At 40.1% G+C, this 12,674-nt stretch carries 9 protein-coding genes (1 of these 9 running past the window's edge); 3 read left to right on the top strand and 6 right to left on the bottom strand.

Annotation, left to right across the window (positions count from 1 at the left end):
• Together L655_RS0106895 and L655_RS0106890 are read right to left on the bottom strand one after the other, a co-directional pair.
• Positions 1-166, bottom strand: the 5' end (the start) of a protein-coding gene (locus L655_RS0106895) for a DUF917 domain-containing protein (protein ID WP_024604536.1). The gene continues 950 nt to the left of window position 1, outside the view; the window shows 166 of its 1,116 coding nt (coding positions 1-166); its start codon is at positions 164-166; its stop codon lies off the left edge, out of view.
• A 76-nt stretch (positions 167-242) separates the two neighbouring features.
• Entirely contained in the window at positions 243-2,384 is a 2,142-nt protein-coding gene (locus L655_RS0106890) for a TonB-dependent receptor (RefSeq protein WP_024604535.1), read from the bottom strand.
• 195 nt (positions 2,385-2,579) lie between these two features.
• Here L655_RS0106890 and L655_RS0106885 point away from each other — a divergent pair, with 195 nt between their 5' ends.
• On the top strand, positions 2,580-3,110 hold the full coding sequence (locus L655_RS0106885) for an Lrp/AsnC family transcriptional regulator (RefSeq protein ID WP_002957736.1): 531 nt from the start codon (positions 2,580-2,582) through the stop codon (positions 3,108-3,110).
• Positions 3,111-3,133: 23 nt separating this feature from the next.
• On the opposite strand, the gene L655_RS0106880 is transcribed toward L655_RS0106885, so the two are convergent.
• The 4 genes from L655_RS0106880 to L655_RS0106865 all read right to left on the bottom strand — a co-directional run bounded on the left by L655_RS0106880 (position 3,134) and on the right by L655_RS0106865 (position 8,117).
• On the bottom strand, positions 3,134-4,408 hold the full coding sequence (locus tag L655_RS0106880) for a cytosine permease (RefSeq protein WP_024604534.1): 1,275 nt from the start codon (positions 4,406-4,408) through the stop codon (positions 3,134-3,136).
• 232 nt (positions 4,409-4,640) lie between these two features.
• Positions 4,641-5,840: an AGE family epimerase/isomerase gene (locus L655_RS0106875; protein ID WP_024604533.1), complete on the bottom strand. Its 1,200-nt coding sequence runs from the start codon at positions 5,838-5,840 to the stop codon at positions 4,641-4,643.
• Positions 5,837-6,814 carry a carbohydrate kinase gene (locus L655_RS0106870; protein ID WP_024604532.1) on the bottom strand — a complete coding sequence of 326 codons (978 nt, stop codon included), beginning with the start codon at positions 6,812-6,814 and terminating at the stop codon, positions 5,837-5,839. Before L655_RS0106870 ends, L655_RS0106875 begins: the two co-directional genes overlap by 4 nt.
• Before the next feature lie 16 nt (positions 6,815-6,830).
• Positions 6,831-8,117, bottom strand: coding sequence for a trehalase family glycosidase (locus L655_RS0106865; RefSeq protein WP_024604531.1), 1,287 nt, complete (start codon positions 8,115-8,117; stop codon positions 6,831-6,833).
• 196 nt (positions 8,118-8,313) lie between these two features.
• On the opposite strand from L655_RS0106865, the gene L655_RS0106860 reads away from it, so the two are divergent.
• Entirely contained in the window at positions 8,314-10,755 is a 2,442-nt protein-coding gene (locus L655_RS0106860) for a TonB-dependent receptor (protein WP_024604530.1), read from the top strand.
• A 197-nt stretch (positions 10,756-10,952) separates the two neighbouring features.
• Positions 10,953-12,533: a sodium:solute symporter gene (locus tag L655_RS0106855; RefSeq protein WP_024604529.1), complete on the top strand. Its 1,581-nt coding sequence runs from the start codon at positions 10,953-10,955 to the stop codon at positions 12,531-12,533.
• Positions 12,534-12,674: the final 141 nt, after the last annotated feature.

Raw genomic sequence — 12,674 nt, 5'->3', positions numbered from 1 at the left:
CGCCTGCGGGTACTTCATCTGCGCTAACAAGTTTAAACGTTTTACCTAATGCCAGGGCTTCGTCAATGTAATTTATGCCTTCACTTAGTTCACCGCCACCGCCGGTACCTAAAATGGCGCAGCCGTATAAAATATCAATTAGTTGTTCACGATTAAGAATTTGCATGTGTGTATCGCTATGGTTATCTAAAAAATAAGAGGCTGCCTTAAGATTATTTAAAGCAGCTATTTGAGAGTAGAAATTAAAAGTCGTAGCTTAGCTCTACGCCGTAACTACGTGGTTTATTAGGTTGGCGGGCAAGTTCAGTAATCCCGTCGCCATATAAAAAAATATCTTCAATGGCACGCTCATCAGTGAGGTTGTCTACGTAAACTTGCACTGTCCACTGCTCAGCTTTAATGCCAATACCCGCATTGAGGTAGGTGTAACGTGATGACTCTACATCTGGAATATCAATGCTGAATGTTTTAGGGCCTTCAATTAATAACTCAGCGCGCGAAAACAGTGACCATGACCCGTTTAGCTCTAAGTTATGATTTGCCGAAAGCCCGTAGTTGTACTCAGGCACCCAAAATTGTGGTCTGCCAGCAAGCTCGGGACGCAGTGCAAAGCTTTTTATTTCTGAATCAATAATACCGGCGCTTAGATTTATGCTTAAATTGCTAGTGGCTGCATAGGCGGCTTCTAGCTCTAAGCCTTTGGTTTGTACTTCATCAATTGATAGATTTTCGAGGGTGAAGGTATCTACATTAAATTGCGTAAACTGAGCATCGTCTTGGTCAATAATAAACGCAGCTCCATTAAGGGTTACTTTGCTATCAAACAAAGATGTTTTAAAACCCATTTCGTAGCTATCAGACACTTCTTGATCAAAGGTACGGCTAATTCCTTCTGCAGGCTCATTAAAGCCGCCACTTCTAAATCCGTGCGAATAACCTGTGTATAGCAAAAAGTCATCAGTAACTTGGTATCCTAAAGTTACTTTTGGCTGTAGTTGGCTAAACGACTTTTTAGCATAAGTATCTGTTTTATTAGTTGGGTCAAACGATTCTCGCGTATCGTGATCGTAACGTAGTGCGCCAGTTAGCTCTAACTGCGAGGTAATATCGTAGTTAAATTGCCCCGCAAGAGCCCAGGCATCACTGCTGTTATTATCGATAATAGATAAGTAAGGTTCATCGTTTGCAAAGTCTTTACGGGTAAGTATTTGTGCATCGGTAAAGTCATCGTAAAAAAGTACCGCAGTGTCGCGGTCGCGCTGTTGATAAAATGCCGACACAGACCATCTAAACTCCTGATCTGACTGGGATATAAATCGAGACTCAACAGTTAACGATTCAACATCGTATAATCCGTCAGTACCAAACGGTGCTCTAAAAAAACCGTCTTCGTCAATAAAGGTTGCATCGGCAGAGTAGTCGCCATCGTAAAAGTGCTCGTTTTCTGAATTGCTGTAGGCAGTTACAAACTCAAACTTACCTAAATCGTAATGTTGGGTAAGTTTAGCGCTTAGCTCATACACATCACGCTCGTCTTCGTTAATAATATTTTGCGAGGTATTAATTGAGAAGTCTTCAATAGTGTCATCGTTTACGCCTTGATAGTAAGCAAAACCCGCTTCGCTCGACGTGTATTTACCTTTAAGGTTTATTGATGTGTCTTCAGTTAATTCAAATTCTAATTGAGAAAATACTGATTGCTCTTTTAATGGATCGGCTTTATCGTCTGTGTAGGTGTTTTTAATGAGGCCATCGGTATCTTTAATGTAACCACCGGCTCTAAAATAAGCGGTGTTTTCATCGTTTAGTGAACCTGATACAACCGCATTTAGGTTATAGGTATTGCCGTTGCCAATTGATCCTTTAACTTTACCTTCGAAGTCTTCAATTGGTTTTTTTGTGGTAACAATAACCGCACCACCAATGGCACCACGGCCGTACAGTGCGCCTTGCGCGCCACGCATAACTTCAATGCGTTCAATATCTACCAAGTCTTGGTTAATAAACTCTAAATCGGGGGCAGTTACACCATCAACAACAAATGCAAGCGGCGGATCGCCCACTTGCGGTGTAATTAACCCACGAATAGTTATACGCGCAAGGCCGGGTCTAAAGTTATCAAGTTGCGACAAATTAGGCGTTAAATTAGCAACATCACGAAAGCTGGTAATACGAGATTTTTCAATCGTATCGGCGCTAAAGGCGGTAACAGAGTCTGGCACGTTTTGAATTGACTCAACACGTCCTCGAGAGATAACAGAAATTTTTTCGATAGTGTTGGCTGTATTATTTTGTTCTTGTGCATTAACGTGTGACAAGCACGATAAACTCACCGCCGATGCTAAAAGCGTTTTATGGAATTTTGTTCTATTGTATCTGCTCATGTTATATGTCCTAATGTCACGACTAAGGTAATGTTTTTAACGTACAAACATTGTCGCTTTTTCAGACAAAATAATATTTTGTAAAACCTCAAATGAGCACAAACATATTGTGAAAATATCTAGCAGGTGCTAAGTTTTATGTACATTTTGACAATAGGTTTACAAAATTAATTATTTTTCAATGTGAAACCAGTTATGAAAAAAACGATAAAAATAGACAGATATAACCAAAAAATATTAGCAATAGTGCATCTTACTGCCGATCTCACTAATGTAGAGTTAGCAGAGCGAGTAAACCTTTCTCCCAGCGCTTGTTTTCAACGCGTTAAAGCATTAAAAGAAGCTGGGTATTTTCGTACATTTCATGCCGATATTAATCTTGAACAAATATGTGAACATGTGTTTGCTTATATGGAATTTACTCTTGAGGACAATAATTTAGCTGCTAGGCGTAAGTTTTTAGCTGAAATACACGATATCCCTGAAATAATGGATTGCATGCAGTTAAGTGGTGATATTGATTATATTTCTTTTTGTTGTTTTGCAGATATTCAGGCGCTTAACGCAATGTGCGATAAGTTAACGGGCAGTAGTAATTATACGATTAAAAAATTAACCACACGTATCGTGCTTGAGCGAGCCAAGTTCTTTTTAGGCTACCCGCTTGAAAAACTAAGATGGCGAGACGAAATGAAAATAGAAGAAGACGAACAAGGCGCTGATTAAGCGCCTTGGTTAGTTATAAGTGCTTAGTGCTTGTTAACCGGTTTTGGCTTAATCAATTTTACAAAAAAAGTATAAATAATTGCGGTTAAAATAATGGCATCAATAACAGTAATGCCACTCAATGACACGTTAAATATCGCCCCATTACACACTGCAAATGCCGCACCTACAAACCAAGCCGTAAATGCAGGTACAGAAAAGCGCGCGTTATTGGTAAGCGTAATTGCGTGGTACGCATCAGGCTTTATAAATAATGCATCAACAATAATAACGCCTGCAACGGGCACAAAAATATCTGACAAAAATGCTAAAAAGCTAATAAACATATCTAAAATATTTATAAATGCCGCGCCAATTCCTACTAGCCCTAATAAAACAATAACCCACTTTTTATGCCAATGCGGAAAAGTTGCCTCTACACTGAGTGCGGTACTGTATAAGTTTAGTGAATTTAAAATCCAACTTCCTGCAATCACAATAAAAAAAGCCGAAAATCCTAGGTTGAGCGCAAGCATTAAACTGAGTATTTCGGTTTCTTGCATGGCGGCTGCTGCAAATACAGCTACAAAAATAACGAGCAGTTCAATAATCATATAAGCAATAAAAGAGGTGTATATGCCGCCACGTTTTTGTTTAGAAAAACGGGTTATATCGGGCAAGATAATTGCGCCAATAATAACGCCACCAACAATGGCGGCTACACCATCTTCAAGTGATAAGTCTGCTGACTTTTCTAAATTAATAAAATCAATAAATGGCATGTTATCTAATGCGCCAAATAGCATCATTGCGGTCACAACAGCTAAAATGGGGATCATAATAGAGGCCAGTACATTAATAGCTTTAAATCCGTATAATGTGGTTATGAGCATGGCGCAGCCAGCAGCTATATCAATTGGCCACTCAGGCATAATAATATTAAATTCAGCGCTCAGTAGGCGTACTACTGCATTCGAAAACAAGTCAATATTTACTCCAAACCAGCCAATTAATGACAAAGCAAAAGCTATATTTACAATGCCAGCACCTGCATTACCAAAGGCTATTTTTACTAACAGATAAGAGCTTAAGCGACTTTTTACACCTATTGTGCCCATGGCACCGCCAATTACGGTTAAAATGATAGATCCAATAACTAATGCCCAAAGTGTATTACTCACACTTGAACTTTGATGAATTTCTAAGCCGGTTATAAATGTGGGTAATGAAAAGCTTAGCATTGCAGCAATTGCGGCAATACGTGGCCAAGCAACTTGTTCGCTTGTGCATATGGCGTGGGGATCTTTCTCGTTGGGCATTACCTGTTCTCTTATTTTTATATCTTTAATATTACTATACGCTGCTGGCGTGCAAAATTTTCTATTATTGGTGTGGTATTCAAAAGATTAGGTTTAAAAAAATGGCTGTAAAAAAATATTATTTTGTTAAGTTGATAACCCTTTTTGAGGTGAATTAAATCCAGCGCAAAAAAAACCGCCAAGCTGGCGGTTAAAAGGTCTACACAACACTGTAAAAGTTATAACTACATAGTTACTTTAATAGTTCGAGCACATCAAAACAGGCACCCATTGTATGGTAATCAGTTTTACCTATTGGGCTTTTCATCGTGTCTATTTTTTTATTGTCAGCGGTTAAAATTCTAAACCAGGCTCCGTATTTATGATCAACTAAATGCTGCCACGAATACTGCCAAATTTTGTCATACCATTGCTGATATTTTTCATCCCCTGTTGCTTGATAAAGATACGCTGCACAACACAGAGTTTCGGCTTGAACCCAAAAGTATTTATCGTCATCGCAAATAGTTTTATCAGGGGCAAAGCCGTAGCAAATACCGCCGTGCTTTTTATCCCATGCTACATTTATTGAGTTATCAAATAAGGCTTGAGCGCGTTCAATAAGCCATTTTTGTGGCTTATGCTTATTTAAAAACATAAGCAGTTTTGACCACTCTGTTTGATGGCCAGGTTGAAAGCCCCACGGACGAAATAAATTTTTAGGATCGTCTTTGTTGTACTCTAAATCGACCTGCCAATTTATATCGTAATGCTCCCAAATAAGCCCACCCATTAAACTAGCTTGGCGGTTAACCATGTTGTCGGCAAGTGTGAGCGCACGGTTTAAAAATATTTCGTCTCTTGTGGCTTCATAAGCGGCAATAAGTGCTTCACAAGTATGCATATTGGCATTTTGGCCGCGGTATGAATCACATTTTGTGAAGTCGCTGTTATGCTGATCTTTATATAAACCGGCTTTTGCATCCCAAAAATGTGTTTCCATTGTTTGAAATGTATCGTCGAGGTATTCGCGCGCCTCTGTAACACCTGCGCGATATGCCCAGCTGTACGCTAAAATAACAAATGCAAAGCCATAACAATGATTGGTGTTATCAAGCACGGTAGCTTGAGCGTTTTCAACTTTTAATAACCAGTTATAGCCGCCTGTTTGCTCAACAAGGTGATGCTTACGAATAAACTCAATTCCCGATTTAACACGGTTTAGGTACTTTTCGTCATTAAAGGTTTGGTATGCACGCGCATAGTTAAATACAAAACGAGTAGAGCTTACTAAATGGCGCGTGTGTTTATCAAATACCTCACCGTTATCAGAAAAGTTTTGGTAAAAACCACCGTGTTCATCGTCAATATTTGGCTCATAAAACGCTAACGTGTCGCTAATGTGCTGCGTTAAAAATTCACGGCTTTTAAAGTTATCAGGTGTGCTTTTCATAGTTCGCTCCTAAAATCGTGTAGAGACTTTTGGTTAGGTAGGGAGTTAAATGCCCCTTTGTAAGATGCGGCATGGGCACCACATAACGAAGCAAATTCAAAAATAGTTGTTAGTGTTTCGGGCGTGTTGCAAAGCTCGCTAAAAGAGCTGGGTGTTAGGTTTTGTAAGCCTAGTTGATACAGCAGTCCACCTACAAACGCATCTCCTGCAGCGGTGGCATCAACCATAGTAACCTTTTTAGGGTGAAGCGTTTGCTTGGCATTTTTTGTATACCAATGCATAGGGTTGCCTGCATCGGTAACTACAAATAGCTCACAACCGTTATTAAGTGTTTGGGCAATAAACTCATCGCTCGATTGCTCACCCGCTAAGTATTCAAGCTCTTCTTTTGAGGCTTTAATAATTGAGCAGTCTTTTAATAACGGTAAAATATGCTCGCGAGGGTTGGCATCGCTTGGCCATAAATTGAGGCGCAAGTTAATATCAAAGCTCACAATTGAGTTATTTTGTTTTGCAAATTTAACACCGTAAGCGGTGGTGTTTCTGATGTTTTTGTCGGTTAATGTGTTTGAGCAAATATGAAAAATATCGCATTGCTCAAACCATTCGCGACTAAAGTCATCGTTACTAAAGTGCAAATCGGCGGTGTTATCACGGTAAAACTCAAACGTGCGATCGCCATCGTTATCGAGTGATACAAACGCGAGAGCTGTTTTTGCTTGGTTGGTAAAACGCATAAAGTCGGTTTTTACACCTTGCTCTTTTAATGCATTATGTAAAAAGTCGCCAAAGCTATCAGTGCTTAGCATTCCTGCAAAGTAGGCATTACCGCCTAGCTTTGCAATAGCAACGCTTACGTTTGCAGGCGCACCGCCTGCAAACTTTGTAAACGCTTCGTGTTCGTTGCTGTTTTGGCTCAATTTATTTGAAAGTAAATCAACCAGTACTTCACCAAAGCATATTGTGTGTTTCATGATCTTGCCTTAGTTATTAGTCAAGTAGCCAATGTAATGCAATTGCAGCTGTCCACGAGAAATCTTTACCACCACAGCCTGCACCTGTTTCTGGGTTAAAATATTCGTAGTAGCCTGACTTAACAACTAGGTTGCGAGTGTCATCTTGAATTTTGTCAGCCGTTGTTGCAAAGCCTGCTTCTTTAAGGCCTATGGCTATCATCCAGTTGATGTGTAACCAAATCGGGCCACGCCAGTAGCGTTGTGGCTCNGGGTGAGTAGAAGCCACACTAAACTGGCTTGACTCAATAAAATCTTCGGTGGCTGTATTAATTATTTTAGTTTGCTCATCGCTTGTTAAACCTGCATATACAGTTAATAGCGCGGCTGATGTTTTAACTTTAGCCAAGCTGTTAGTTAATACATCTCTGCAGTAAAAGTACTGGCTTTGTTCACACCATAAAGTATTTATGGCTTGCTCTGTTATTTGTAAACGCTGTGCTAAGTAATCAGTGCGAGCATCGTTTAAGCCAAGCTGTTCACCCATTTTGAGTAAATCTTTGGTTGCACGGTGCAAAATAGCAATAATACCTAGGTCATTCATTTTGTACGGACAGGTTTCGTAAATTACTTTGCTGTCAAAGTTGTTACGTTTAAAAAAGTCTACAAGGTATAAAAATCGGTCGTATTCACTTTTATGTGGACGCTGAGAAGAATCTACATGACTTGTATCACGGCGCGTATATTCCCAATCTACACATGGCACAGCATGAAGAGCGTCATCCCACGATGGGCTGTTATCCATGCCCGATTCCCACGGGTGGTAGGTTACTACTAAACCTGTTTTTTCAGGATCTCGGTCGTTGTACCACCATAAATGATAATCAACTACTTGTGAAAATAACGCTTTAACTTTTTGTTCTGCAAGTGCTTTATCTTTCGCGCTGGCAAGCATTTCTTTCATTACGGTGGCGACTACTGGCGGCTGTGAAATAGATGTACTTTTAATTTTTTTATCCGAACCCCATGCGTCAGGACCAGGAAAATAAGTATTAGAATCTTTATGAAACAAGATGTGCGGCACCATGCCATCATCCCATTGGCCTGAAAATAACACATCAATTTCTTGCCATGCGCGGCTTTCGTCTGATTTCATCCAGCCTAGCGCTGTAATGGCTGAATCCCAGTTCCACTGAAACGGGTATAGGCCATGTGTTGGTACTGTATAGCCACCTAAGTCGTTTGCTATAAGTGTTTTAGTAGCAAGGTCTGCAAGCGATGAAGCCGTTGCTGAGTCAATTTTACCGCTGTTTATAGTAGTCATATTGGGTGCTCTTTGTGTGTTATTTCCGATTTGGATAATATTAAAGTACTCATTATGGGTTGTAAATGTTTTTTTTCTGTGCTTAAATCCTGTTCGAAGTAACAAAAAACTAACATGTTTACTTGATTATTTCGGCTTTGCTTAGCCACACTCTAAGTAAATACACACAGACAACTAGCACAATTGGAGAATACCCGTGAATAAAACAACGATCGCCTCTATTGTATCTTTATGCCTCGCACAGGGCGCTTATGCAGCAGAAGAAGCTGCACCAGATACAGCAAAAAAAGCTAACAACGTTGAGCGTATTATCGTCTCTGGTACCAGTAAAGGGCGTGTTATTTCAGACACTCCACAATCAGTAACATCTATTAGTGAAGACGAGCTGGTAAAGCTGTCTTCAAGTAGCCAAGCGGATGTGCTTCGCTATATTCCGGGTATTAAAGTAGAAGGCGGTGGCGGTGAAGTCGCTACTAACCTACAAGTAAGAGGCTTACCTTCATCGGGTCAGTTTCAGTTTACGCCACTGTCGTACGACGGTTCACCTAGTTTGAGTGTTTTTGGTTTAAACTCATCGGCGTTTGATGTGTATTACCGTAATGATTTGGGTATTGAGCGCGTAGAGTTTGTGCGTGGTGGTGTATCTAATTTATTTGGCCAAGGTTCTGTGGCCGGCATTATTAACTATATTTCTAAAACGGGCAGTGATGATCCGCAAAGTACCGTACAAATGGAGCTTTCTGACCAAGGGCGTACTCGCTTAGATTTTGCAACGAGCGGTCCACTTAACGAAGACGGCTTATATTATGCGCTTTCTGGTTTTTACCGTTACGACGAGGGCCCTTTAGATACAGGCCTTGAGACTAAAGGTACACAGTTGCGTGGTAATATTCGTAAAGAATTTAATGATGGCTCTGGCTCATTTACTGTTTACGGACAGTACATTGACGACCAAGCTCAGTTTTACTTACCTATTCCACTTGATGGCGACAGCCGCGAGCGCTTAATTGGTAACGATGGTCGTGAAGTCGAATCACTGCAAACGGCGCAAGTATCTAACTTAACGTACGATACAGCAAATGGTCGTTATGAATCGCCAATCAGCGATGGTGTAGTTACTAAAGGTGGCTCTATTTCAGTAGTGTTTGAAAAAGAACTCGCTAACGATTTTGCCATTAATATGCGCAGTAAATACGCTAAATACCAACACGAATTTAATTTATTTTTAGACGGCGACGGTATTATTAATGTACCTGAAAGCCAAGACGACTTCTTAGCTAACAGAGGGCTAGGTGATGCAAGCGGTGCTGAGTTTTCTTATGTTAATTCAGGTGTCGCACTTGCAAGTGATGACTTACTATTTGCTAACCGTATTTTAGACCGCGACCGCCCAGCTGAAGATTTTTCTGCAGAATTTAATATCATCAAAAGTATTTTTGTAGGTGATTTTAGCCACGATATTACAGTCGGTACATTTTTCTCGCACAGTGAAGCCGACGACGATAACGTTATTACAACTTACTTAGGTGAGTTTAATAACAACCCTCGCTTAATCGACTTAACGTATACCGATGTTAATGGCGATGAGGTTCAGTACACTCAAAATGGTATTAGTGGCCCAGGCATTTCTTATACTAACCAAACCATTAGCGCTACCCGCAGAGCATTGTACGTAGCGGATCAAATGGAAAGTGACGATTGGATTTTTGACTTTGGTGTTCGCTACGAAGAAATTGAAGGAAAAATTAGTCGTGAAGGCAGCCAAGTAGTTCAGATTTCTGATGATCCAACGCTTGCACCTAACTTACAAGTTAACACTACGGGCAGTGGTGTAATGACTTACGGCGAAGTCGACACGTCTGAATTTGCTGTATCGGGGGCGGCGTTATATCGCTTAACTGATAATTTAAATGTATATGCCAATGCATCTCGCGGGTTTTTCTTCCCAGAAATTAGAGGTATTCAGTTCAATGATTTAGGCGAGCCTGCCAGCTACGAAGCCGAAATTGTTGAGCAAGGCGAGCTAGGTGTTAAGTTTTTTGATAACAACTTTAGCGGCAGCATTGCGTTATTTAGAACTGACTTAAAAGACAGACGCAGCGTAGACTTTGTAAATGATGGTAATGGGGGCGTATTAGAGCTGCCAGTTATGCAATCAACTAAAGCAACGGGTGTTGAGCTTACCGGTCGTTACGATATTACCGATGAGTGGGCTGTTGATGCCAACATGACCTATACCGATCACGAATTTACTGAATTTGACTCAGACCCTTCTATTATTGGTAACGAATTACGTCGTAAACCAAAAATATTATTTAACTCATCTATTAGCTACACCGCAGATAACTGGGATGCATCGATTTACCATAACTTTACCGGTAAAAACTATGCTAATGACTCAAACTCGGTAGAACTTGATTCATTCCACTTATTTAGATTTGATGCAGGCTATAACTGGCAAGTTGCACCAGAGCAAACAGTACGCTTAAGCGTTGGGGTATTTAACCTGTTTGATTCTGACGGTGTTACTGAAGGTTCGCCTCGTCTAGGTAACAGCCAAACGGCAGATAACCCATACTTTGTAGGTCGCCCAATTCTCCCACGACGCGTTACTTTAAGAGTTAAATACGACTTTTAAATAAATGCTTTATGCCTATTAACTCACTTTGGGGTTAATAGGCTTTTTGCATTGTGATGCATTTTTCAGCTAAGTTAGCTACAGGTTTATCTTTTTGACTAGGCTCGTTTATTCAAAAAGGTAAGGGCAGGTAGCCGTTTGGTATTTTAATTTTGAAAAGGCGCAGTGTTTTCATATTGTGAATACGCGAATAAATTATGAATATATTAGATTTTTCAATAGTTGCTCTTTATCTTGGTGCCTTATTGGTAATGGGATTTATGCTACGCGAACAAACCAATAAAAGTGATTACTTTTTAGGGGGTAAAAGCTTAGGTTGGAAACCTTTGGCTTTGTCGGTAATGGCCACTCAGCTTTCGGCTATTAGCTTTATTTCGGCTCCTGCATTTGTTGGTTTGCGTGAAGGCGGTGGTATGCAATGGCTCTCGTATGAGTTGGGTGTTCCGCTGGCGATGATTTTAATTTTAGCGACTATTTTACCCAAGCTTTATAAAAGCGGCATTGTCAGTATTTACGATTATTTAGAAATGCGCTTTGGCCGCTCAACCCGTGTGCTTATTAGTGTGGTGTTTCAATTTAGCCGTGCGTTTGCCACCGGCATTATGATTTACGCGGTATCGCTTATATTACAAGGCACCATGGGAATAGAAGCATGGCAAGCTATTGTACTAACGGGTGTTATAACCGTTTTATATTCACTGCAAGGCGGGATGAAAGCCGTAGTGTACGGTGATGCAATTCAAATGATCATCATTGTACTGGGTACTATTGCTTGTATTGGGTTTGGACTATATCACTTAGGTGGGGTTGATACCTTTATTGCCAATGTTGATTCGAGCCGATTAGAAGCGATTAAGTTTGATTCATTTGGTTTTAGTGGTGATGGCTTTGGCTTTTTACCGATGATTTTTGGTGGTGTGGTACTTTACGCCTCTTACTACGGATGTGACCAAACGCAAGCGCAGCGTGCGCTCAGTGCAAAAGATCCTAAAAACCTACGCTACATGATTTTAGCAAATGGTGTAGTGCGCTTCCCTATTACTATTTTATATTGCGTGTCGGGTTTAATTGTTGGCACTCTGGCAATGAGTAACCCTGAATTTTTAGCAAAAATTCCAGCAGATAACCCTGATTGGATGATGCCTATATTTATTTTAGATTACCTACCGCATGGCTTAATTGGTTTATTGGTTGTCGCTATTTTGTCGGCAGCGATGTCGTCACTTAGCTCTGCAATTAATTCACTTTCGGCGGTAAGTATTGAAGATTACAGCCGTATATCTAATAAAGAGCTAGACCAATCATCTTACTTAAAGTTAGCTAAATACTTAGGTTTAGCATGGGGCGCAATTACCTTAGTACTATCACTTTTTGCTGGTGACATTGCGCCGACCATTATTGAAGCTATTAACAAAGTAGGCTCGTTATTTTATGGCCCAATACTGGCGGTATTTTTAGTTGCTGTATTAAGTAAACGCAGTGCTGCATTGCATGCCAATATTGGCTTAATTAGTGGTGTATTAATTAATTTGTTGGTGTCGGTATTTGCACCAGATATTTTTTGGTTTTGGTGGAACTTTATTGGTTTTGTAAGCGCTGCGGTGATTATTTATGTTACGAGTCGTTTAATTCCAAGAGAAGTAAACGAAGTCACAAAAGTACAAAATGCCGAGACCGTATCAAACTCAATTTTAACTGGCAAAGATATCGTTATGCTACTTAGCATGTTTATTGTGATGATATTAATTTGTTTAGCTATTCCTTCAATTTTTTCGTGAGCTGTGACTAATGGATTCTAAAAAGTCGTTTTTAATTGATTTATTTACCACTGCGGTAAATGCCTGTAAACCAAGTGCTTGCATGAGTAAGTATTTAGAAAATATAGATGCAAGCAAAGGTTTGTGTGTAGTAGGGGCGGG

This window comes from Pseudoalteromonas sp. TAE79, from assembly GCF_000498015.1.
In the GTDB taxonomy this organism is placed as follows: domain Bacteria; phylum Pseudomonadota; class Gammaproteobacteria; order Enterobacterales; family Alteromonadaceae; genus Pseudoalteromonas.
The sequence above is the reverse complement of the archived record's forward strand: the minus strand, read 5'-3'. Positions and strand labels throughout refer to the sequence as shown.